20 protein-coding genes are annotated in these 24,013 nt (G+C 43.2%); 12 read left to right on the forward strand and 8 right to left on the reverse strand.

Annotation, left to right across the window (positions count from 1 at the left end; translation table 11 throughout):
• The first annotated feature begins 101 nt into the window (after positions 1 to 101).
• Entirely contained in the window at positions 102 to 398 is a 297-nt protein-coding gene (locus tag F0145_RS16600; protein WP_150089949.1) for a hypothetical protein, read from the forward strand.
• Positions 399 to 761: 363 nt separating this feature from the next.
• Positions 762 to 1,016: a hypothetical protein gene (locus F0145_RS16605; protein ID WP_150089951.1), complete on the forward strand. Its 255-nt coding sequence runs from the start codon at positions 762 to 764 to the stop codon at positions 1,014 to 1,016.
• A gap of 355 nt (positions 1,017 to 1,371) precedes the next feature.
• Here the strand turns inward: F0145_RS16605 and F0145_RS16610 are convergent, their stop codons facing one another.
• A complete protein-coding gene (locus tag F0145_RS16610) occupies positions 1,372 to 2,166 on the reverse strand; it encodes an NIPSNAP family protein (RefSeq protein ID WP_150089953.1) in 795 nt (264 codons plus the stop codon).
• Positions 2,167 to 2,562: 396 nt separating this feature from the next.
• On the opposite strand from F0145_RS16610, the gene F0145_RS16615 reads away from it, so the two are divergent.
• From F0145_RS16615 to F0145_RS16625, 3 genes are all read left to right on the forward strand, one after another.
• Positions 2,563 to 2,877, forward strand: a complete 315-nt coding sequence (locus F0145_RS16615; protein ID WP_150089955.1) for a hypothetical protein — start codon at positions 2,563 to 2,565, stop codon at positions 2,875 to 2,877.
• 482 nt (positions 2,878 to 3,359) lie between these two features.
• On the forward strand, positions 3,360 to 4,217 hold the full coding sequence (rfbD, locus tag F0145_RS16620; RefSeq protein WP_150089957.1) for a dTDP-4-dehydrorhamnose reductase: 858 nt from the start codon (positions 3,360 to 3,362) through the stop codon (positions 4,215 to 4,217).
• A 47-nt stretch (positions 4,218 to 4,264) separates the two neighbouring features.
• Positions 4,265 to 4,984: a DNA alkylation repair protein gene (locus F0145_RS16625; protein WP_150089959.1), complete on the forward strand. Its 720-nt coding sequence runs from the start codon at positions 4,265 to 4,267 to the stop codon at positions 4,982 to 4,984.
• 39 nt (positions 4,985 to 5,023) lie between these two features.
• Here the strand turns inward: F0145_RS16625 and F0145_RS16630 are convergent, their stop codons facing one another.
• On the reverse strand, positions 5,024 to 6,169 hold the full coding sequence (locus F0145_RS16630) for a glycosyltransferase (RefSeq protein WP_150089961.1): 1,146 nt from the start codon (positions 6,167 to 6,169) through the stop codon (positions 5,024 to 5,026).
• 176 nt (positions 6,170 to 6,345) lie between these two features.
• Here F0145_RS16630 and F0145_RS16635 point away from each other — a divergent pair, with 176 nt between their 5' ends.
• The 3 genes from F0145_RS16635 to F0145_RS16645 all read left to right on the forward strand — a co-directional run bounded on the left by F0145_RS16635 (position 6,346) and on the right by F0145_RS16645 (position 8,319).
• Positions 6,346 to 6,636, forward strand: a complete 291-nt coding sequence (locus F0145_RS16635; RefSeq protein ID WP_150089963.1) for an ArsR/SmtB family transcription factor — start codon at positions 6,346 to 6,348, stop codon at positions 6,634 to 6,636.
• Between the two features lie 73 nt (positions 6,637 to 6,709).
• On the forward strand, positions 6,710 to 7,411 hold the full coding sequence (locus F0145_RS16640) for a DsbA family oxidoreductase (protein ID WP_150089965.1): 702 nt from the start codon (positions 6,710 to 6,712) through the stop codon (positions 7,409 to 7,411).
• Between the two features lie 218 nt (positions 7,412 to 7,629).
• Complete coding sequence (locus tag F0145_RS16645; RefSeq protein WP_150089967.1) at positions 7,630 to 8,319, forward strand: hypothetical protein; 690 nt, start codon at positions 7,630 to 7,632, stop codon at positions 8,317 to 8,319.
• Positions 8,320 to 8,733: 414 nt separating this feature from the next.
• Here F0145_RS16645 and F0145_RS16650 read toward each other — a convergent pair whose 3' ends face one another.
• From F0145_RS16650 to F0145_RS16660, 3 genes are all read right to left on the reverse strand, one after another.
• Positions 8,734 to 9,189, reverse strand: coding sequence for a cold-shock protein (locus F0145_RS16650; RefSeq protein WP_150089969.1), 456 nt, complete (start codon positions 9,187 to 9,189; stop codon positions 8,734 to 8,736).
• A 67-nt stretch (positions 9,190 to 9,256) separates the two neighbouring features.
• Positions 9,257 to 9,481, reverse strand: coding sequence for a hypothetical protein (locus F0145_RS16655; protein WP_150089971.1), 225 nt, complete (start codon positions 9,479 to 9,481; stop codon positions 9,257 to 9,259).
• Positions 9,482 to 9,607: 126 nt separating this feature from the next.
• Positions 9,608 to 9,799 (reverse strand): cold-shock protein, encoded by a 192-nt coding sequence (locus F0145_RS16660; RefSeq protein WP_150089973.1) that lies wholly within the window; start codon positions 9,797 to 9,799, stop codon positions 9,608 to 9,610.
• A gap of 311 nt (positions 9,800 to 10,110) precedes the next feature.
• On the opposite strand from F0145_RS16660, the gene F0145_RS16665 reads away from it, so the two are divergent.
• The 4 genes from F0145_RS16665 (at position 10,111) to F0145_RS26265 (ending at position 14,927) form a co-directional block, all read left to right on the forward strand.
• A complete protein-coding gene (locus tag F0145_RS16665; protein WP_150089975.1) occupies positions 10,111 to 11,259 on the forward strand; it encodes a DEAD/DEAH box helicase in 1,149 nt (382 codons plus the stop codon).
• Between the two features lie 161 nt (positions 11,260 to 11,420).
• A complete protein-coding gene (locus F0145_RS16670; protein WP_150089977.1) occupies positions 11,421 to 12,887 on the forward strand; it encodes a Gfo/Idh/MocA family protein in 1,467 nt (488 codons plus the stop codon).
• 322 nt (positions 12,888 to 13,209) lie between these two features.
• Positions 13,210 to 14,520, forward strand: a complete 1,311-nt coding sequence (locus F0145_RS16675; RefSeq protein WP_150089979.1) for a Gfo/Idh/MocA family protein — start codon at positions 13,210 to 13,212, stop codon at positions 14,518 to 14,520.
• A gap of 248 nt (positions 14,521 to 14,768) precedes the next feature.
• A complete protein-coding gene (locus F0145_RS26265) occupies positions 14,769 to 14,927 on the forward strand; it encodes a hypothetical protein (RefSeq protein ID WP_190277573.1) in 159 nt (52 codons plus the stop codon).
• A gap of 85 nt (positions 14,928 to 15,012) precedes the next feature.
• On the opposite strand, the gene treY is transcribed toward F0145_RS26265, so the two are convergent.
• The 3 genes from treY to glgX all read right to left on the reverse strand — a co-directional run bounded on the left by treY (position 15,013) and on the right by glgX (position 23,742).
• Positions 15,013 to 19,239 carry a malto-oligosyltrehalose synthase gene (gene treY / locus F0145_RS16680; protein WP_150089981.1) on the reverse strand — a complete coding sequence of 1,409 codons (4,227 nt, stop codon included), beginning with the start codon at positions 19,237 to 19,239 and terminating at the stop codon, positions 15,013 to 15,015.
• A gap of 523 nt (positions 19,240 to 19,762) precedes the next feature.
• Positions 19,763 to 21,601, reverse strand: a complete 1,839-nt coding sequence (treZ, locus tag F0145_RS16685; protein WP_150089983.1) for a malto-oligosyltrehalose trehalohydrolase — start codon at positions 21,599 to 21,601, stop codon at positions 19,763 to 19,765.
• The gene (gene glgX, locus F0145_RS16690) at positions 21,598 to 23,742 is read right to left on the reverse strand and encodes a glycogen debranching protein GlgX (RefSeq protein ID WP_150089985.1); all 2,145 of its coding nucleotides are present in this window, start codon (positions 23,740 to 23,742) and stop codon (positions 21,598 to 21,600) included. Before glgX ends, treZ begins: the two co-directional genes overlap by 4 nt.
• Positions 23,743 to 24,013 lie beyond the last annotated feature (271 nt).

Raw genomic sequence — 24,013 nt, forward strand, 5'->3', positions numbered from 1 at the left:
CAATTTGTTATACTTGCTTGTATGAGAATAAGTTTATTACTTTATCAAGAATTTAAAAATCAGGATAAATTTAATTTAAAGATATATTTACATAGAAGATTATGAAAAAAATATTTACCAAAGTTATCAAGCCGTTTCTGCCCAAGTATGAAGTAATTTGTACAAATTACCAGTTAATTCCTGGTTTACCGGTTAATAAAAACCAGATGCGGCATACTTTTGAGAAAGGTGCTTCGCAGGAAGCTTTAAATTTTTACGGAAAAGTAATTGCCTCAGACTTTACCAAAGCCATGGCGCCCGTAGAAGTGTCGCTGAAGAAAGGTCGCCGGATTATTCAGAAGGTGCAGATTGGCCCCGTTGACGAGCTGCAACGCTATAAAATGGTTTCGGTTAATTAAGGATTATTTTTAGGTATAAGCAAAGTTTGTCGGGCACAATGTATAGACTTCACTGTTTTATTAATTGCATTTTTAAAAATTAGTAATATCCAAATAAGATTTGTAATAGTAGCTTAAAAATTAAATATTTGTTTGCTTTTTTTTAAGAGTATAAGTTACATATTAGTAATTTATACTCTTTATATTTTTATTTAATTCATTTTATTTAATTCTATAAAGCTGCGATAAAATAATATTTAGGTAATATTTTAGGTATTTGAAATATTAGTATTAAAGCCTTGGCAGCGGTTGTTCATCCTTGCTAAATATTCTTGCGTAAACAGTAAAGTAAGATTGATTATTTACAAAGCTTATTTACCATTTATGAACGAACAACCAAATTTACCGGTAAGCCTTACTGCCCAATCCGCAAAAGATTTATTGGATCATGTAAAAACCTTATTGCACCCGGAAGAAGCGGGCAGCCTTAAACAAGAAGCGTTGCTGTCGTTGCAGGCTGCTTTAGAAAAGGTTTTGCCTTATTTACCAGAATCGCAGCCAAACAAATCTGATGAGCTGGAACTGGAAAACGAAATACGGAGCGAAATAGTAATTGCTGGTGCCAACGAAAACGGCTGAGTTTAGCAAACAACTTGCCTGCAAATAGCATAGGAAAAGCTACCTGGTAAGTAAATTTTTGTTAGGATAATTACAGCGCGCATAACTAAAAATAAAACCGCCATTTATAGCTTGAGTTAGGGAAGCTATAAACGGCGGTAGAAAAATTTTTTCTTAATAATTTGCCTTAGAAGCTATTTAGTATTTTGTCTTGAATAGAATTTAGGGCCATTGGTGGTGTTGTCAACGCGTATTATGAAGCTTCCGCCAAACTTCTTGCTGGTGCCTCCACAGCAAGGGCCACGGTTCAGCCAATTTATAAATTAATAAACAGCTTCTTAACCAAATTCTTTCCGAATAACTTTAAACTCTACTTTTAGATCTGAGAGAAAGCAGTTGGTACCAGAAACGTGCGGGTAATATTAGAAACAATCCGGGCGTTGGCGTATTCGGGTATGCTGCTGATTTTTTTCCATTCAGGGTCGCTGCCAAATACTTTCCAGTTCTTGTCGTGTTCTTCCATATCGTCGAAAGTAAGCATATAAGTCAGGTTCGGGCGTAATTCTCCAATTAGGGCTTCGCCAAAAAATACCGGGGTTAATCCTACTCTTTTAAAAATGGCAATTTCGCCGCCTTCATTAAACATTTCTATTTTCTTTTTGCCGGCTACTTCGCTGTGGCTCTCGTAGCGCCGCAACTCAAATATGCGCGATTTTTTAGCGGGCAATTCAATTTTAGGCATATAGGCAAAGGCCTTCATGAAAGAACTTTGTATGCGCTCGTAGGCTGAGGCGGTAGCGGGGGCATTTAAATAAGCGGCGCCGGCTTTTAAGTAAGCGGCATCCTGCAATAATTTATCGTTTACTTTACTAAAATCATCCAGCGAATTAAACGGAATAATAACATAAATTTTGGTTTGGCCCTGGGGTTGATGTTCGGTAAAAACGCCAATATTTTTGCTGCCCAATTTATTTAAAGCCGGAATAGCTGCTTCCCGGAAGTAATCTTCTACTAATTTTTGCTGCGTTTCGTTTTTAAGGGTATACACGCGCAGTTCGTAAAATTCCTGAGCTGCTTTTTTAGGCTTGGCTTGGGCCAGGCTTACTTCTGGTAATAAACCGGCTACCGCACCGGTAAGCAGCGATGCTTTAACAAAATTCCGTCGTTTCATATTAGTTTAATAGGTGGTGATAAAAAGTTTTTTAGTTGGTAGTAATAATATTCTGCCTGGTTTACCTGCAAGGCTAATGCCTTATTTTTATACTATTAAATTTTTTCAATTTTAGAGCTAACTTTTAGTTAGCGGCACAAAGTAGAAAAAGGCTTTATAGCTTCCAAATACAAACACAGAATTGTTATGCCCGCAAATTTGCCGGTACCTATTGGGGTTTAAGAAAAAGCAGGAAATTAATACGTTTAGCAGCTATTGCTCTTTATTCGGGCTTCTCGGTAAATAAAATTAGGTATAAGTTCTTTAACCTTATAAGGCATTTTGCCCGTAAAATAATATTCCCGGAAGGCTTTTCGGATGAACAAAATTATGTTTCACTAAATAGAAAAAGTAATTATGGCAGACAGAGTAGATATGCAGGAAGGAAAAAGTCAGGGTGAGCACGATAATACCGGCAAAAAGGTTGGTGTAAGCGGCCAGCAACCCGGCACGCACGAAGGATCAGTTACAGGTGGCGCAGCTAATACCCGGGGCGAAAATAAACCCAGCTGGGAAGCCAGCACCGGCGGCGCCAAAAAAGGCAAAGAAAACGAAGCTACCGATTTATTAAATCAAACGCACGCCAACCCCTCTGATGCGCGCGGCGCCGATAGCTCGGATAAACAGTTCCGGAACAACCAATCAAATGCAGGTTTAGACCGCGAGAAATAAGACTTTTATTCAGCTCAGAATTAATATAAGTTAATAAGCGTTAAAAGACCCATGCAAGAAGCGGGTCTTTTTTTGTGCTGCATTTAACAATGATGTTAACTTGTTATTAATAATATAAATGCAAGGCTTATATAAATTAAAAAAATTATAGTATTTGAATATTTATTAGATAACCAGGAAAAACTACTGGTGGAAATAGATCCGGAAAGCAAAATTAGTGTTATCCAAAAGCCGGAAAGCTTTTAATTTTTCCTAAATCCTTAGCGTAGGAAAATTCTTTAGTAAGCTGCATACAAATGGGAAGTATTATTTCTGATTCAGAAAGTATTAGCTGTATTTGTTGGTTAATATTTATTGCTTTCTAGCGCCTGTAAACTATTTATAGCGCAGAAAAACCAAATTTATTTTTACAGCTATCTACTAAAAGCTAATTTTAGCCTTTGCTAATTTTACATAAACGAAAAAGTACCTGCTTTTTATAGATGGGAAATACGATAGTTTTTGGCGCAGCGGGCCAATTAGGCCAATGCTTGCAAGCCGTAGCGCAGGAAAGAAATTTAACCAATATTTATTTTTTACCAAAGGCCCAGGCCAATGTACTGAATAAGGCTGTTTTACACGAAACTTTTGCTCAATATCGGCCAGCCTACTGCATTAATTGCGCCGCTTACACGGCCGTAGATAAAGCCGAAGACGAACCCGAAATAGCCTACCAGTTAAACCGGGATGCTGTTGAAAATCTAAGCCAATTGTGCCGGGAATTTAATACTACGGTGGTGCATGTATCTACGGATTTTGTATTTGCCGGTACGAGCTATGTGCCTTTATCCGAGACTGATAGCACCGAACCGATTAATATTTACGGCCAAACCAAGCTGGCCGGCGAAAACGTAATTCCGCAATATTTAACCAATTATTTTATCCTGCGCACCAGTTGGCTTTATTCGGAGTTCGGGAATAATTTTGTTAAAACCATGCTGCGCTTTGGCAAAGAAAGGCCCGAATTAAGAATAATCTGGGATCAGGTGGGTACGCCTACTTACGCCATGGATTTGGCGGCTTGTATCTTAACCATTATTCAGCGCCAAAGCCAGCATTATGGGCTGTATCATTACAGTAACGAAGGGCTCACCTCGTGGTACGATTTTGCCAAAAGTATTTTTGAGTTAAGCCAAATGCCGGTGACAGCCATTCCGGTACGAACCGCCGAATATGTTACCAAAGCTGTGCGGCCACCTTACTCGGTTATGGATAAAGCCAAAATTAAAAACCAGTTACAGATTGAAATTCCGTACTGGCGCGACAGCCTGGCGCAATGCCTGCGTAAACTGAATAATTAAAAGGTACTAGCTTTATCTCCGGCATTATTCATTTGTGCTTAAAGGTTATGCAAACGAAGCCTCTGGTAAACGAAGTACTGCAAGCGTTACAAGCTCTGGCTAATCCTGATTTGAAAGCCGGATTAGTCCGCTTTGGTATTAATAACCAGCACGCTTTGGGCATTAAAATACCAGTTTTGCAGGCGTATGCTAAATCTTTAAAAAAGAATCAGGCTTTGGCATTAGCGCTTTGGGAAATTAACCTACACAAAGCCCGGCTGCTGGCTATATTTCTGGCTGTTCCGGCACAATTTACCGAAGCCTTAATGGAGCAGTGGATCAGGCGTTTTGATTCGTGGGATATTTGCGATCAGGCCTGCGCCCGTATTTTCGTCCGGGTTCCCTGGGCATTTAGCAAAGCCCAAGAATGGGCTGTAAGAACGCCGGAGTTCGAAAAAAGAGCAGGTTTTGTTTTAATGGCCACTTTGGCCATACACGATAAAAAAGCGACTAATGAAGCTTTTATGCCATTTTTTCCGCTTATGCAACAAGAAGCTAACGATGAACGAAACTTTGTAAAAAAAGCTATTAATTGGGCGTTGCGGCAAGTAGGTAAAAGAAATCTAACTTTAAACCAGGCTGCTGTACAACTAGCCCAGCAATTAAAACAACAACCGGCAAAAAGTGCCCAATGGATAGCCACTGATGCTTTGCGGGAACTAACTAATCCTACGCTGCTAAACAAGCTTACAGCCAAAGAAGCGCAACTCAAAACAGCAGCTCTGTAGAAAAGTAATTTTTGCTGAACAGATTATGCATTAACCCGTTTAGGATTTTTTGCGCAGTTCAGCTAAAGAATAAAAACTGTCGCGCCAGTAAATACCGCCTTGTTTTAAGGTCAGGTAAGTCGATTTTAAAATAATATAGGAAATAAGCAGTCCCGCCAACGGCATCAGCAACACATGCCAACCTTTAATTTCCATGCTTTTCCAGGGCAAGTAAAGTAAGGTTTGAAACATAAAAATGATTAGCGCCAGCCATCGTTCGGTTGCGCCCCCAAATAGTAGCAGCAAAGGCCACGGCAACACAAAGGCTATTAAAGTAGCTATTACGCCAACTAAGGCAATAAATACATTGTAATTAGCTACCGCAAAAGTGTTTTTCATCAGGCCTTGGGTAAATTCCCGGATACTCGTGTACCATTCCAGCCAGATTTGTTTATCGCCGTACAAAACATCGGCCCGGAAACCGGCTTTTTTAATTAATTCGCCTAGTTTCAGGTCATCATCGGGCCGGAGCGCGAGCGCCTGGTGGGTACCGGCATTTTCGTAAGCTGCCCGCCTGACCAGCATAAAAGCGCCTACGCCCATATAAGCATTGGTTTTTGGTTTCCGGACAGCCCAGGGCCGCAACTTAAATTCCAGCATAATTTTAAATGTAGAAATTACGCCCACTAGTAATCTCGACCGGGATTTTATTTCGGGTAGAATAGTTAAATAATCCAGTTGCTGCTGTTGGGTATAATGCAGTGCTTTGGTTAACGCATCCGAATCATAAACTACATCGGCATCGGTAAATAACATCCAGGTTGCGGTAGTAGCCGCGTAACCCTGGTACAAAGCGTGGTTTTTGCCTAACCAGCCAGGTGGCAGTTCTGCTATTGTTAACACTTTTATGTTAGGTTCGCGCCGGGCAAAATCCTCTAATATTTCGGGCGTACGATCAGTAGAGCGGTCGTTGATAACCAGTATATGGTAATTGGGGTAATTGAGCCGGCAAACACTGGCCAATGCTTCTGCTAAGTTGGCTTCTTCATTACGCACCGGAATAATAATAGCTACTGCCGGAAAAGTTTCTGCTGTTGTCTGGGGCACTTCGGCTAAAAACTTTATTTTTCGTCGGTTTACAGTAAGGTAAATACTGGTGCTTACCCAATATAAAGTGCTCAGAATACCATACCAGAGTAAAAACATATTGCTAATTAACCGTTAAACCATCCATTTGTTACTTGTTTAGCTAAAAAGCTTTTAATAAGTTTTATTGGTCCTAAACTAATCAGGATATCGGCAAAAATATGCTGCTGCTGCCATATAAGGTTAATAATTTGTTCTCCCGGAACTTATCGATACATTTACATGTATCAATGTATATGGCAGCCGACTTTAAAAACTTGGAAAAAACAGCTAAAGCTTTAGGCGATGTAAACCGCCTGAAAATATTGGCTTTATTGGCGCAACAAGGGGGTACTGGGCCTTGCTCGGCTATTCAGGAGTGTCTGGCCCTGGCGCAGCCTTCGGTTAGCCACCACCTTAAAATATTAACTGAAGCCGGGTTAATTAAAGCCGAGAAAGCAGGCCGTAACTATACTTATACGTTGCAGCCTACGGCTTTTGAGTTGTTTATTTCGGGCATTTCGTTTAACAAACCGGTTAATAATTAGCTGCTTACCAGCGCAATAATTTAATTTTATTTAAAAAAACTATATACCAATCAGCTTAAAAGCAAGGATAAACATGAATAAGCAGAATATTAAAATAGATATTGTATCGGATATTAATTGCCCTTGGTGCTATTTGGGCGAAGCCCGCCTGGCAAAAGCCATTAACCAAACGCAAGACAAATATAATTTTGAAGTGCAGTTTAAACCGTACGAGCTAAACCCGTTTGCACCGCAGGAAGGAGAAAACAAAAAAGATTATTTTATCCGGAACTACGGCTCTGAAAGTTTAAGCCGCCTCGACGAATCGAGCCGCCATTTAAAAGAAGCTGGCCAAACAGAAGATATTATTTTTGATTTTGAAAAATCGACAACAGTACATAATACCTTTAACGGGCATCGGTTAATTTGGCTGGCTGGTAAATACGACGTACAAGTACCAGTAGCAAAAGCTTTGTTTCGGGCTAACTTTACCAACGGCGAAAACGTGAATGACCCGGCCGTATTAACCCAAATAGGTTTGGAACATAATATTCCGGCCGAAGTACTGAATGATTTTTTTGCGGGCGAAGAAGGAAAAGCAGAAGTAAAGGCTTTAGAGCAACAAGCCCAACAATCGGGTATAAGCGGGGTGCCGGCATTTATTATAAACGACCGTTACCTGATTAGTGGCGCGCAGCCCACCGAAACCTTTGTAAATGTACTACAACAAATTGCCCCGGTTTACGGGAAAATAGTAGCTGATGGCGCAACCTGCGAGGTTGGAGAAAATTGCTAAACCAAATTCTGAATTAGCAGGTAAATATTATCTTTTATATTCTTGTGTAAAAGCGGCTGGTTTCCGGCCGCTTTTTTTATTTTATACGAGCTACAAAAATATAAGCATTTAAGGTGATTTTCTCTTTGTTGAAGATTGGTAAATATTTGATTGTTAAATATTTATTAATATTAACAGAGTTTTGCTATATTCAGGTATCAACCTTAAAAAGCTTAGCTATGCGATACCAATTAGGCGGATACTTTGCCATGCAGCTGAATAGGCCGGCTAATGCGCCGCACCCTTACTTTACGGTTTGTACCAACTTTAACGATAGTTTGCTTGATTACTGGGCCTGGCAACCAATGGCATGGCTTAAGCATGAAGAGGACTTGACTAAAATTAAGGAAAAATTTGCATTATCGGACCAGCGTCTGGAGGCTATAAGAACCTGGGTAGCGGCTAAAGAAACGGAAGGTAAATTATCATTTGGTAAAATTTTTTCGGACCTGAAAACGGCTAAAGCGTATCGCGCGCAATTTTTTAACCACCTACCCAATACCTGTATTTTGTCGCTTTCTTTTTTAAAAGAAGATGTGCAGGAAACCCTGCAAATGATTAAAATAAACGGTATGGGCCACGCAGGTCATTTATGGGAAAACTTAACCAGGCATTTAAAACCCGACCCCGAAGAACCGGGCGAGGTAATTGGCTACGATGTTATTGGGGTGGAGTTAGGGGTTGAAACCCTGGATTCTTTTCTGGTGCACGGCAAAAATTTATTCGAGCCTTTGGGCGTGCAGGTAAACCAGTATGGTTTAGTGCCCGATGAAACCAAGGAAAAAGAAATTATAAATTTTATGAATAATCCGGATAACCCCGTAGCGCCGGAACTCTGGTACTGGGCCCAGGTTAAACTTTACAGCTAATTTTGAATAAACCGCACAATAATCCCTGCCAGATAATTAGTTAACTGCCAGAAAAATTTCTTGTATAAATATTCTCTGTAAACTTGGTAGACACCGGCTAAAAGCTGGCGCGAGTGGAAGAAAAATATTCTTTAATATTTCTTAGCCTAATGGCTCTTGTGGTATTGCCTGAATTTATTAACCGGTTTGGTTAGCATTTACCAAAAACTAATTATATCATTCAGGCTTAAAGTAATTAACAGAGAGCTTTTAAAATGAAAGTACTAATGCTTAATAGAGCACCAATAAGGTAAAGTTGAGTGTCAGGTAATTAAACCTGACACAATAGAAATGGCTCTGCTAAAGCGTAAATGTTTGTTTAGCAGTAATAACCAAACTAATATTTCTGAGTTGCGGCAAGCGCAACGCTATAACTTAAGAAATAACCTTTACCTTAACCGCATTCAGCCCTTTTTGCCCTTTTTCAACTTCAAAAGTAACCTGGTCGTTTTCTTTTATTGGGCCCGAAGAACTATTCTGGTGAAGAAAAATACTTTCTTGTGACTCGTGATCTTTAATAAAGCCGTAACCTTTAGAAGAGTTAAAGAAAGTTACCGTTCCTTTTCTGATTAAATCAGCCGGATCAGGAGGCGCTTGGCGGGAAACGCCAATTTGAATTTCTTCCTGGTTTACTTCTCTTCTTTTCTTCGGATCGGGCGGGGTAGAAGTTATATTGCCATTATCATCTACGTAAGCATATAATTCTTCCAGGCTTTGTCCTTTACCGGCAGTAGCTTTGCGTTCTTCTTTTTTCTGTTCTTTATCCTGCCGTTTTTTTAATCTTTTCTTCTCTTTTTCTTTTTTATTAAATGTTTCCTGAGATTTACCCATTGTTTATTCCTGATTTTTGCTTTTTAAAGTGTAATTCAATCGTTTATGTTTCAGTATGACAGTGTGGTTATTTTATAACGTAATTAGTGCCATTGCGGATCCACTTTTCGTAAAAAGAGTTATCGCTAAATTCGCCGGAAACTAATTCAAAATCGTCATTATGCTGCGACGGACGAGAGTCCATAAAACCTTGTAAAAAATTCTGGTTATTAGGTACCCAATCTTTTCCTTTTTTTAAGGCAACGCATAAATACTCCCGGGTGGCTGGGTCCACTAAATATTTTCTGTTCATCTTTTTTGTTTTAAATTAAAAACTTGGCTAAATGGTGTTTACAATAGCTTTTGTTTTTTTGAGCTAAATAAATAAAAAAGCCTTACTAACCGTAAGGCTTCTCTACCAATGACTTATATGGTAAAACTAAGCACGCTTAACATTAACCGCATTTAGTCCTTTTTTGCCTTCTTGCAGGTCAAAAGTTACTTCGTCATTTTCTCTGATTTCATCAATCAGTCCAGATACGTGTACAAAGTAATCCTGATCTGAATTTGTATCTTTAATAAACCCAAACCCTTTCAGGTCATTAAAGAATTTTACTTTTCCGTTATTCATATTGTGTTCTTTATTATATACTTACTACATAGTAGATGGTATATACGTTCAATTTTTTTACAATATACACAAAATATATTATATTTTTGAAAATATTAAGATTAAATAGGTACTTCAACTATCTGTTTAAGCTTAAGCATACCTAAAGTTTAAATATTAATAATTTTATATATTAAGAACTTGTGTATTCATTTACCACCAGCCTATAAGTTGTAAATGCAACCTTGGTAAGCTCCTTCCGGCTGTTTAGAAGAATAAGTGTACCTTTACCCGCCAAATCATAATTTAGTACTACCTCAACCATTATTCTTATGGATTTTTCTGCCTTTGGTTTATCTGCTCCACTACTCAAAGCCATTTCTGCCCAAGGGTACCAACAGCCTTATCCCATTCAGGAGCAAGCCATACCGGCTATTTTGGCCGGCCACGATATTCTGGGAATTGCCCAAACTGGTTCTGGTAAAACGGCTGGTTTTGCCTTGCCTATGCTGGAGCAGTTCCGGAACAGAAGACCAGCCCGCAACCGTTTTGTGCAAGCGCTGGTGTTGGTTCCTACCCGCGAATTGGCCTTGCAGGTGGCCACCGTTTTTCAGGGTTTTAGTATGTACCTGGGCGAGCGGGTAAAAACACTAGCGGTGTTTGGCGGCGTAAGCATTAATCCACAGATGAAAGCTTTAAGCGGCACCGATATTTTAGTGGCAACGCCGGGCCGGTTACTCGATTTAATTCAAAACAAAGCAGTGCACCTATCAGAAGTAGAAGTTTTGGTACTCGACGAAGCCGATAAAATGCTGAATTTGGGCTTTGCCGAAGAAATGGACCAAATATTTAAACTACTGCCCTCTAAGCGCCAGAGCCTGCTTTTCTCGGCCACCCTCGCCGACGATATTCAGGTTATAAAAGAAAAATTGCTTCGCGACCCGGTTATTATTTCGGTAGAAGAAAAGCCCGAAGCCGACAACTTGGAATTAATAAAACAGGTGGCTTACCGCGTTAGCCCCGAGCGAAAAGGCCCTTTTTTACGCCACCTGATTAAGCACGAGCAAATGCCCCAGGTGCTGGTTTTTGTATCGAGTGTGCGCAACGCCGATAATTTGGTGGTAAAACTAAACAAAAACGGCATAGAGGCTATGGCCATGCACGGCGACAAGAGCCAGGGTGCCCGCACCGAAGCATTACGACGTTTTAAAATCGGCCATTTACGCGTATTAGTTGCAACCGATTTGGCTTCCCGCGGCATCGATATTCAGTTGCTGCCCTTTGTCATAAATTACGACTTGCCGCGCTCCCCCAAAGATTATATTCACCGGATTGGCCGTACGGGCCGGGCTGGTGCTACCGGCCAGGCTATTTCCTTAATCACCCCCGAAGACGAACACCATTTTAAAATTATTCAGAAAAAAATGGGCAAGCAGGTAGAAATGCGGGAAAGTTCCGATGTGAACTTGCAGGGCATTTAAGAAATATTGGATATTAATTGCAGGCATCCGGGAGCTATAAAGGACACTTTCTGTACCAAAAATATGCCCTTAAAATATTAATTCTGCTGCTGCTTATTGTTATTTTATATTTATAACTTTATTTGCTTATTAATTTCGTTTACCACCACCTTTAATTAAATATGAAAGAAAAAGAAATAGAGAAAAAAACGGCTTCCCGCCGCGATTTTCTTAAGACTGGAGCCTTAGTTGCGGCGGGTAGCTTTTTTTATTTTCCACGCCATGTGCTCGGCAAAGGATTTATTGCCCCCAGCGATAAACTAAATATTGCCGGAGTAGGCGTAGCCGGAAAAGGCTTTTCGGACGTAAATAATGCTTATAACAACGGCGCCAACAACATTGTGGCTCTGTGCGATGTAGACTGGAACCATGCCAAAGACCAGTTTGCCAAACACCCGAAAGCCAAGAAATACAAAGATTTCCGGCAGATGTTAGAAAAGGAACGGAAGAATATTGATGCCATAACAGTATCTACCGCCGACCACACCCACGCCTTGGTAACGCTGGCCGCTATGCAATTGGGTAAGCACGTTTATGTACAAAAACCGCTTACCCATAATATTTACGAAGCCCGCCTGCTAACCGAAGCGGCCCGGAAGTACAAAGTGGTAACCCAAATGGGTAACCAAGGTGCTTCTAACCCCGACCAGCTGCAAATGATAAAATGGTTTAACGACGGCGTTATTGGCGATGTACATACCGTACACGTCTGGACGAACCGGCCGGTTTGGCCGCAAGGCATTCCGGCGCCTAAATCAACCGGAGCTGCTCCGGAATATTTAGACTGGGATTTATGGATTGGTCCGGCCACTAAAGTAGGTTATACGCCGGCTTACCATCCGTTTAAGTGGCGGGGCTGGTGGAACTTTGGTACCGGGGCGCTCGGCGACATGGGCTGCCACCTCATCGATCCACCTTTCCGGGTATTGGGCTTAGGCTACCCTACCGAAGTGGAAACCAGCGTGGGTTCGGTGTTTTTGAAAGACTGGGATGCGGAATATTTACCAGATGGCGCGCCACCATCGTCGCATGTACAGTTAAAATTCCCGGCTACTGCTAAAAACAAAACCCCGATAACCATGACTTGGTCCGATGGTGGTATTCGGGCCTTCCGGCCCGATGTTATTCCGGCCGATGCGCAACTGAGCGAACCAGACGGCGCTAACGGCGTTTACATGATAGGTACCAAAGGCGTAATGAATTGCGGTACATACGGTGTAAACCCCAAAGTATTTTTAAACAACGGTCAGGTGCTAACGACTAGCGCTAGTACTGCTACTCCAAGTGTACCGGAGTGGGGCCATAACCTAGCCTGGCAGGAAGCTTGCAAAGCCGGCTATAATAGCGCCAAACACAAAGCTTTAACTTCTTCTTTTGATTACGCTGGTCCTTTAACCGAAACCGTACTGATGGGCAATCTGGCAATCCGGAGCTACAACTTGCGCACCCCCACTGCCAATGGCAAAAGCTTTACTTACCCTGGCCGCAAAAAGCTGCTGTGGGATGGTAAAAATACCCGGATTACCAACTTCGATGAAGCAAACCAGTTTGTGAAACGCGAGTACCAGAATGGCTGGAAATTAGCCTGATAAACTACTTATACCAATTAATATTCCGCATGTATGGAGCTGGAAAGTTTTCTAACTCCTGAATGCGGAATATTAATGGCAGGTAAAAACTTATTGCAGCAAGCACCAACATACAAGCTCCGGCTTAAATACTAACGATTTTTCAATGGTAATAACTGAACAATATAAGTCGGTTTGAATATTCTAAGTGGCAAATATTTAATTATAAGATTTAACTAAGTATAATTTATCGCTTTGAATATTTAAAACTACCTGTCTGCAATAATTCAGAGCAAAATTCCTATTTTAAATCACGTTTACTATCCACCAACTAAAATCATTCATGGAAAAAGATTACAAGCAGCATAATATTTCGCGACGGCAGTTTATCGGCAAAGCGGCGGCTATAACGGCTTTTATGATTGTGCCCCGTTACGTGCTGGGTGGCAAAGGCTATGTGGCGCCCAGCGATAAAATTAACCTGGGTTTTATTGGCACTGGCCGGCAAAGTGGTGGTTTACGCAGTAATTTCCTGAAAACCAACGAAGCCCAGATTGTAGCGGCTTGCGATATATACGAAAGTAAATTAACTGATTTCACGCAAAAGGTTAACCAGTTTTACGCCGAAAAAGCAGGTCAGGAAAATTACCAAAGCTGCAAAGCATACGGCGACTTCCGGGAAGTGTTGGCGCGGCCCGATGTGGATGCGGTCGTAATTGTTACGCCGGATCATTGGCACGCCGTACAAGCGGTGCGGGCTGCCGAAGCCGGTAAAGATATTTATTGCGAAAAGCCGCTGTCGCTTACCATTAAAGAAGGCCGGGCTATGGTAAATGCCGCCCGTAAACACAAACGGGTTTTCCAGACGGGCAATATGCAGCGCTCATGGGCCGAATTCCGGCAAGCGGCAGAGTTGGTCCGAAACGGCTATATTGGAGATATTCAAACTGTAAAAGTAAACGTGGGCGGGCCGCCGCTGCCTTATACTTTGGGTGCCGAACCGGTGCCGGCCGGCGTAAACTGGGATTTGTGGCTGGGCCCCAATGAGTTTAAGCCTTTTCATAATTACCTGGCACCCGCACCAGCAGCAACTTTCTGGGCCAGGTGGCGCGACTACAAAGGTTTTGGCGGCGGCGGCATGACCGATTGGGGCGCGCACATGTTTGATATTGGGCAGTGGGCCTTAGATATGGATAACAGCGGACCTGTAGCCATTATTCCGCCCGACGGCAAAGATTATAAATATTTAACTTATAAATACGCCAACGGCATTACCATGACCCACGAAGATTTCGGTAAAAATAATGCTATCCGGTTTATTGGTTCCAAAGGTCAGATTGATGTGCAACGCGGCAAACTCGAAACTACTCCTAGTTCTCTGCAAACCCAGGTTATCGGGCCCAACGAAAAGCACGTTTATTTAAGCGAGAATCATTATAAAAACTGGCTGGATGCTATTCGTACCCGCGAAAAACCTATTTGCGATGTGGAAGTAGGCCACCGGACCGCTACGGTTTGCACCTTAGGCAATATTGCTTATGAACTGAAACGGCCTTTAACCTGGAACCCCAAAAAAGAAAAATTTAAAGGCGATAAAGAAGCCAACGCCATGCGCTCCCGTACCATGCGAACCGAATGGGTCATTAAAGTTTAATTTAGGTCGCAAGGGTTAATAAAAAATTGCAAAAGCTTTTGCTTTCGTTATCTTTTAAAAGGTTTCCTACAATATTTTAACTTGGTTTCTTTTTTCTATTGTGCCGGAACCAGTAGCAGCTTGTTCTGTAAGAATAAAGTTAAGCCAGATTTGTACCGGCTTAGGAATCAAAAAAGAAAATTGTAGCAAATAATAAAGAGAAGGACCACGCGAAGTTACAAGGCAAGAAGCCTACTGCGGAAACCAGTATGAATTACAACCGGAAAGCGGAAGCGATTAAAAACAGCATTGCCACCTTAATGGCAGATTTTAATTCGGGTGGTTCAATAGCAGTTGACGGGGGCAGGGTAGAAGATATGCGGGAAAATAAGGCTGGCGAATCTGAGAAGGACAGACCAAAACCTTAAAATAGTTCGAAGCTCTAAAATATTTTAAGACAAAAAGAAAAGCCATAGCATTGTGCTATGGCTTTTTTTGTGAAGTCAAAAGGTTTTAACCCCGATTATATAAATGCGTCCATTCTTTCAGGATATTTTCGGCTTGCTGGTTAAGTTGGCCGGGCATCAGGCGCCAGCCCCAATTACCTTCGGAAGAACCTGGCGTGTTCATGCGGCCCTGCTCATCTATACCCATGACATCCTGCAACGGCAAAATAGCGGTTTTAGCTACCGAGGCATAAGCCAGACGGGCAAAAACCCAGTTAATGTCGTGCTCGCCTAATTCGCGGCCAACGTAATGCTGAATTTGATCGTGGTATTTATGGCCTTCCTGGCGGTACCAACCCAGCGTGGTGTTGTTGTCGTGGGTACCGGTGTAGGCAATAAAATTGCGCGCGTAGTTATGCGGAATATAGTCGTTCTGCGGCATGCCTTCGCCAAAAGCAAACTGCAATATTTTCATGCCGGGCAAGTTAAAGTCGTCGCGCAGTTTTAGAACCAGGTCGTTTATTTCGCCTAAGTCTTCGGCTACAAACGGCAAACTGCCCAATTCTTTTTCTACAAAACTGAAAAATTCAGTACCAGGACCAATGCGCCACTCACCGTTTTTAGCCGTTGTTTCGCCGGCCGGCACTTCCCAATAATCAGCAAAAGCCCGGAAGTGATCGAGGCGCACAATATCGTACAACTCCATGTTCTTGCGCAGGCGGCCAATCCAACAATCGTAGTTACGTTCTTTTAGTACATCCCACTTAAACACGGGCATGCCCCATAATTGTCCGTCATCGGAGAACGAATCGGGTGGCACACCGGCTACACCGGTCATGTTACCTTCCTCATCAAGCGCGAATATTTCCTGATCGCCCCAAACATCTACGGAGTCGTAAGAAATATAGAACGGCATATCGCCGAAGAGTTGAATATTGCGGTTGTTGCAGTAGGTGCGCAGCCGTTTCCACTGTTTCGTGAAAATATATTGCACCCATTTTATTTTCTCCACGGTTTCAGCATGTTCTGCGGCCAGTTTGGCCAAGGCTTGCGGTTCACGTTTTTTGTAGGTATCGGGCCACTGGAACCAGGCCGCGCCACCATGCTGCTCTTTTAATACCATGTACAAAGCAAAATCGTGCAGCCAGGCACCTTCCGAGAGGCAGAAATCTACGAACTGCTGTTGCATGGTCGGGAAGTCGCCGGCTTTAAAGGTGGCAAATGCTTTGTCCAAGAGTTCGTCTTTTACCCGCTTGGCCGCTTCGTAATCTACAGAGCCGGTTTGGGGCAAATAGTACTGCGGCAATATTTTTTCGTCTAATATGCCTTCGCGGGCCAGCAGCACCGGACTAATGAGCAGCGGGTTACCGGCCCGGCTCGAAATAGAACTGTACGGCGAATAGCCCTGGCCTTTTTCGATTGGGTTGAGCGGAAGCAACTGCCAATATTTCTGCTTTGTGCGGTGCAGGAAGTCGGTAAATTTACGGGTTTCGGGTCCCATGTCGCCAATGCCAAAAGCCGATGGCAAAGAAGTAATGTGCATTAAAATACCCGCTCCGCGCTCGTTTACAGCTTGTAATTTTAGTAAAGCTAACGGTACCGTATTAAATAAATCGCGCACGGACAATTCATGCGCATATTTACCGGTTGTGCGCAGCAGCATATTCGTCCAGTCGGCGGGCGCTTCTGCCGGCAAAACAACTTTCGTGTCTTTCCAATCAATATTTAATACATCTACTCCTTGTTCTTCGCAAATTTGGGCAACGTGCAATGGCACCACGGTTACGTACCAGGTACGCAAATATTTACGGGCAAAAGCCAGCACATAATCTTTGTATTCGCCTTCTACCGCCAACGGAATGTACTCGCCTTTGGCAAATAAATCGGCGTTATTGCGGCGCTCGGTTAATAAATTGCGGGTAAGCCACAGTTTAATGCGGGCATCGTAGCGGGTTTGCCAAAGTTCTTCCCAAAGCCGGTCATAGCGATTCAGGTCGTATTGGTCGAGTTCTTCTAAGTAAGCAAAGCGTTTTTCGTAATCTACTTTGCGGCGGTTATCGGGGTCAACTAAACTTAAATCCCACAACTCGGTGCCCTGGTAGGTATCGGGTACGCCGGGGCAGGTAAACTTTAAAAGCACCTGCGACAAGGAATTTACAATACCATAATCGGCTACTTTTTTTTGGAATGGCTCAAAACTTTCCCAGAACAAACTTTTCTTATCCTGCAATCTGGTAGCAAAATTTTTCGCGGCTTTTTCGTAAGCTTCGTCTGGCGTGGTCCAGTTGGAGTTTACTTTGGCTTCGCGTAAGGCTTTTTGCAAATATTCTTCCAGGCGCGGCCCGCAATTATCTTCGTCCTGGCCCGGCATGGGGTAAGCGCCCAGCAAAGTCTGGTAAATAAAATATTCGTCGTTTACGTCGGGTTGGTTTTCGGTTTTTAGGTCGGCGGTTAAATTTTGCCATTCCTGTACTTTTGCCAGCCATTCTTCGGGTAAATCGGTAAGCACGTTCAGGCGGGTACGTATATCTTCGCCGCGCTTGGTATCGTGGGTAGAAGTGGTGTTAATCGCCAGCGGCCAATTTTGTTGCCGTTGCCGCATGGCCTCGTGAAATTCATCTAAGTGGTTAAAGCCAAAAGCTTCCGGCGAATCGCCTACCTCGTTATGACCCACAAACCGGTTGTAAGTATACATTAAGGTATCTTCTACGCCTTTGGCCATGAGCGGACCGCTAAACTGCATCAGCCGCTGGTAAAAACGCAGCGCTTTTTCGTTGTAATCTTCATCAGCATCTTGTGATTTTTGCAGAATAGCTTTTTCCAGTAAATCAGCCGCCGACGATAATTCGGGTTTGCCGTTCCGGATGCGGTCAAATATTAGTTGCACCGCTTGGGTTTCGGTTTCAGCGAGCGGAAACTGGTTGCCGTAGTAACGGTATATCGGGCATTGCACTAAAAATTCGCCAATGGTCTGTTTTAATATTTCTTCATCAACGGCGTTTCTTTCGTTTTCGTCGAGCAGGTTTAATTCCACAAACAGCGCGTATAAATTATTCAGCTCGCCGCCCATGTGCTCTTTTAAAATATAGGCTTTCTTTTCGTGAATTTGCTCCTGTACTTCGGCGCCTTCGCCTACCAATTTATGATAGAACTGGGTAAAGGCTTCTTCGGCTTTTTTGTTCGTGAAAACATTGTTTACGGTAGCTAAAAACTCATAACCGGTAGCGCCTTGTATGGGCCAGGTATGCGGCATATCTTCGCCGGGTTCTAATATTTTTTCAACTACAATGTACGTTTCTTCGCCCATTAAGCTGCGCAGTTGCTCTAAATAGCCATTTGGGTTGTATAAGCCGTCGATGTGGTCGATGCGTACGCCCTGGAATATTCCTTCTTCCTGCAGCGCTTTAATATATTGATGATAGGTATCGAAAACTTCCGGCTCCTGAATATTTAAGCAGATAAGGCCATTTACCGTGAAGAACCGACGGAAGTTAATCTGGTAATCGGTTTCCTGCCAGGAGCACAGCCGGTAACTTTGTTCATCGGCAATTTGCTGCAAGCGTTCCGGATTGTTATTTATTTCGGCTAATGATTTTTCTACCGAAGCCCGCACCGCCTCATTTTTCATGAGCCCCGCCAGCGATTGCTGAAAATCGGAGAAGCCGGCAGTATAAGCGGTAGCATCTTCGATGCCATGCAAACTATTAAGCGTTTCGAGCGCTTGCTGAATGGCCTGCGAAGACTCGCCGGTACCCAAAATGGTTTCGTAAGAATGAAATCCTAGCGGGTAAGCACTATCGTAATATTTTAAAACCAGGCGCTGTTGCTGCTCATCGTAAGCTACTTGCAGTTCATTGTTTTTAATTACTTCTTCCAACGGCGAACCTAAAAACGGCACCATAATGCGGCCCCGCAACGATTGGTTGTTCCAGGCAATATCGAAGAACTTCGCGTACGCCGACTGCGGCCCTTTTTCCAGCACATCCATTAACCACGGATTATTCGGATGAAACGCCATGTGGTTCGGCACAATATCCTGCAGCCAGTTGATGCCGTTTTCTTTTAATAACCTTGAATATTCCCGCAGTTGGTCTTCGGTACCTATTTCGGGATTTATACGGTGCGGGTTTACGCCGTCGTAGCCGTGGGTACTGCCGGGCGTGGCTTCAAATATGGGCGAGGCATACACCGTGCTAACGCCTAATTTTTGTAAATAAGGAATTACTTTCTCAAAATCCTGGAAGGTAAATTCTTTATTAAATTGAAATCTATAAGTAGTATTGGGATTATTCATTTTATCCGTTAAGTGTGTCAGTAGGCCTTTTACGTAGTTTTGAATGCAGGTTTTAAAAGGCGCATGAATATTTTGTGAATTATTCGTTTTTGGGATTTTTTAAAGAAAATGTAACTAAGCCTTGGCCGCCGGAAATAGAAGTTGAATTTGGGTGGGTATAAATTTAATATTGCGCCCTTTCAGGGCTTATCCTAAATGCTTGGCTTTTCCGATGGGCTACACCCATCGCTGGGTTATGGCGCCCCTTCAGGGCTGTTTTGGTTAGTTGGCCATTAAGTGTCCGCAATAATTAAGCATTGGGATATTCTGTTCAGAATAATAAATTTAATAAATTAACTTGCTAAATATTTTGTATAAGGCTAATAGGTTGGTTTAAGTAAACCTCACAGGTCTTTAAGACCTGTGAGGTTTGACAAATGGCAGCAGAGTAGCCTTTACCAGCAAAAGCATTTTTAATATTGCGTAACGGGTGCAAAGCTGGTCTTAACGCTTTTGCTGTATTATATATATTCAGTTACAATATTTATTCGTTCACATACAAGGCGAACGATTCGGGACATAAACTTATGGTATTGCCGGCTTCCAGGGTTTCCGGAGCAGCCATGGGGCCTTTCCATTCAGGATTTGACGAATCCAGAACCTTTGTCCAAACTTTTGCTGGTTTGGGTACCGGAACAGTTTGGGTACCTTTAGAAAAATTCAGGAAACAAACAATTTGCTGGTTTTCGTGCCAGCGGCGCAGTACCAGGGTTTTATGTTCTTCTAAAGTTTCTACTTCCAGGTTTTGCCGGTTCAGGTTGCGTAAAGCCGGCAACTCTTTTCTAAGTTTAAGCAAGGTTTGGTACCACTTAAACATGGTTTGGTGCGGCTCCTGGTTAATTAAATCCCACTGCAGTTTCGATTGGTTAAAAGTATCTTCCGCTACCGGGTCGGGCGCTTCGCCTTCGGCGTGAAAAGCGGCAAATTCGGCTTTACGGCCTTTGCGCACGGCTTCAGCTAACTCCGGATCGGTGTGGCTCACAAAGTACAAAAACGGGTTTGGCTCGCTGTATTCTTCGCCCATCCATAACATTGGCAAATAAGGGCTTACAATAACAGCGGCGGCCAGCAGTTTTTGCATTTCGTAAGTGGTAAGGGTGCTGGTGCGCTCGCCCAACATGCGGTTACCTACCTGGTCGTGGTTTTGCGAAAATACCACAAACTGCTCTCCCGGATTATTTTCGGCTTTAATGCCAAAGGTTTTATTGCGGTGCGGAGAATATTGCCCATCGTAAACGTAAGCATCCTGGTAAGTCTTGGCTAAATGCTGAATACCCGAAAAATCAGCGTAATAGCCGGTGTTTTCGCCGGTGGCGGTTACCCGCAACGCATGGTGAAATTCATCTATCCACTGGGCATCCATGCCGTAGCCTTGTTCTTCCAGCGGGTTAATAAATCGGGTATCGTTTAAATCCAGTTCCACAATCATGTAGTGCGTGCGGCCGGTTTCCTGCATGAGTTGGTTTACCAGTTGCTTCATTTCCCGCAGCATATGGTTTGGGCTGAAATCTTTAATGGCGTGTACGGCATCCATCCGCACGGCATCAATGTGAAAATCGCGGAACCACATTAATAAATTTTCGGCGAAATATTGGCGTACCCCATCGCACCAGGCATCATCAAAATTTAAGGCCGGCCCCCAGGGCGTATTATATTTATCGGTAAAATAATGGCCGTACTCGCCTAAATAATTTCCTTCCGGACCCAGGTGATTATACACCACATCCAAAATAACGGCAATGCCTTTCTGGTGGCAAACATCTACCAGGTGCTGCAAGCCGGCTGCCCCGCCGTAAGAATCCTGTACCGCATACGGAAATACGCCATCGTAACCCCAGTTGCGGCTGCCCGGAAATTGCGCTACCGGCATTATTTCGATGGCATTTACACCTAATTTTATCAGGTAATCTAATTTTTCTTCGAGGGCGGCAAAAGTACCTTCGGGCGTAAAAGTACCGGTGTGCAGTTCGTATAAAATATATTCTTCCAGCGGAATATTTTTCCAGGCCGTGTCCGTCCAGGCAAAATCTTTAGTGGCTAATGCCTGGGAAGGACCGTGTACTCCTTCGGGTTGGGATAAAGAAGCCGGATCAGGTAATTTTTTATCGTCGTCGAGGATAAACTGGTACGTATCGCCGGGCTCCAGTTGGTAGGTTTTGGCACTCCAGTAACCAAATTCTTCGGCTTGCAAGGGCAAAGTAATATTATCGGGTAGGGCAACGGCTACTTTTTGCGCTTTGGGTGCCCATACCCGGATAATGGCTTCGCCGGCAGGGGTAAAGTTTACACCCAGGGTGCGTTCGCTTACATTTATCTGACTCATGCTTGTTCTAATTCAAAAATTGGATTTCTTAAAATTACTACTGAGCGGGAATCTACTTCAAATGTTTCGCCGGGGCCGTATGTTTCTTCCGGAATATCAACTGTTTCGTACCGGGTATCTAAAACCTTAATCCATTGGTTACCATATTTATCGCTGGGCAGTTTAAAATCCATGGGGTGGTGTGCTGCGTTAAATATTACATAGAACGAGTCATCAATAATTTGCTCGCCTTTGGGCCCAAGCGAATGTACACCCCGGCCATTTAGGTAAACGCCTAAGGATTTAGCAAAATCCTGATCCCAATGTTCGTCGTTCATTTCGTCGCCGCTAGGTAAAAACCAGGCAATATCTTCTACGTTTATGCCCCGGATGGGCTGGCCCTGGAACCACCGGCGCCGGCAGAATACCGGGTGATTTTTGCGCAGGTGAATTACTTTTTTGGTAAACGCCAGCAAACCTTTATCGGCACCAGCCCAATCCAGCCAAGATATTTCGTTGTCCTGGCAATAAGCATTGTTGTTACCGCCCTGCGTGCGGCTTATTTCGTCGCCGGCTACCAACATGGGTACGCCTTGCGATAAAAATAAGGTAGTCATAAAATTACGTTTCTGGCGGTTGCGCAAAACAATAATATTCTGGTCATCGGTTGGCCCTTCGGCTCCGCAGTTCCACGAACGGTTGTGGCTTTCGCCATCGTTGTTGTCTTCGCCATTAGCTTCGTTGTGCTTTTCGTTGTACGAAACCAAATCGTGGAGCGTGAAGCCATCGTGGGCCGTAATAAAATTTATACTGGCGGTTGGCCGGCGATAATCGTCCTGGTACAAATCGGGGCTGCCGGTAAAACGGAGCGCAAATTCGCCAATCATACTTTCGGCGCCGCGCCAGTAATCCCGGATGCTGTCGCGGTACATGCCGTTCCACTCGGCCCAGCCCGGCGGGAATTTACCTACCTGGTAGCCGCCTTCGCCAATATCCCAGGGTTCAGCAATTAATTTTACCTGCGAAATAATAGGGTCCTGGTGAATAATATCAAAAAAAGCACTTAACCGATCAACTTCGTGCAATTCCCGGGCCAAGGTAGAAGCTAAATCAAAACGGAAACCGTCTACGTGCATTTCGGTTATCCAATAACGCAAACTGTCCATCATCAGGCGTAGCACGCTGGGCAAGTTGGCGTTTAAGGTATTGCCGGTGCCGGTATAATCCATGTAAAAGCGTTTGTTATCTTCTACCAGCCGGTAATAAGCCGCATTATCTACCCCTTTAAAAGAGAGTGTAGGTCCCATGTGGTTGCCTTCACCGGTATGGTTATACACCACGTCCAGAATAACTTCTATTTCGGCCTTGTGCAGTTCCTTTACCATTTCTTTAAACTCGGTTACCTGCCCGCCCAAAGTACCGCTGCCGGAGTAGCGCACATCAGGAGAAAAAAAACCAATGGTATTGTAGCCCCAGTAATTAGCCAAACCCTTGTCCTGCAAAATACTGTCATTTACAAACTGATGCACCGGCATGAGTTCAATGGCGGTAATGCCTAATTCTTTCAGGTATTTTATAGTTACGGGATGCGCCAGCCCGGCGTACGTACCTCTTATTTCTTCAGGTATTTCGGGATGCAGTTTGGTGAAGCCTTTAACGTGAGTTTCGTAAATAATAGATTTATAGTATGGAATTTTAGGCGGCTTATCGCCTTCCCAATCAAAATTAGGATCTACTACAACCGACTTGGGAATAAAAGGGGCACTATCGAAATCGTTAAAGCTTAAATCTTCGTCGGGGTGGCCCATTTGGTAACCAAACAGCGAATCGTGCCACAAAATAGTGCCCGAAATGGCTTTGGCATACGGGTCGATTAATAATTTATTGGGGTTAAAACGATGACCATTTTCCGGATCAAAAGGGCCAAAGACGCGATAGCCATAAAGTTGCCCCGGCATTAAATCGGGCACATACACGTGCCACACATGATGCGAACGTTCCCGCATCCGGATTTTCACCGATTCTACTTCATCGGTTATAGAATTAAACAAGCATAAATCAACACCGGTAGCATTATCGGCATAAATCGCAAAATTTACTCCTTCTACATCCCAGGTAGCACCAAGGGGATAAGGAGAACCAGGGTATACAACTGTATTCATAAATTAATTTAGTCAGTAAATAATCAAGGGTAGGGGCAAAGTATTGAAAATTTGAACCCATGTACGGACAAAAGAAGAAATAGTCTATCCGGCAAAGAGGGAAAATAAAATTATTGAAAGCAGATTTAACGCGTAACAGGACAAAAAGATAAGGTTATAATAATTGGTACATTATATAATTAGCAAATAATAAAGCTTCACCACTAATAAGAAAGTTTTGGAAAAAGGTTTTTGTAACGCGGTTATTTAGTAGCTAATACCAACCATTTTA

The sequence above is a fragment of the Adhaeribacter rhizoryzae genome, from assembly GCF_008629685.1.
In the GTDB taxonomy this organism is placed as follows: Bacteria; Bacteroidota; Bacteroidia; order Cytophagales; family Hymenobacteraceae; genus Adhaeribacter; species Adhaeribacter rhizoryzae.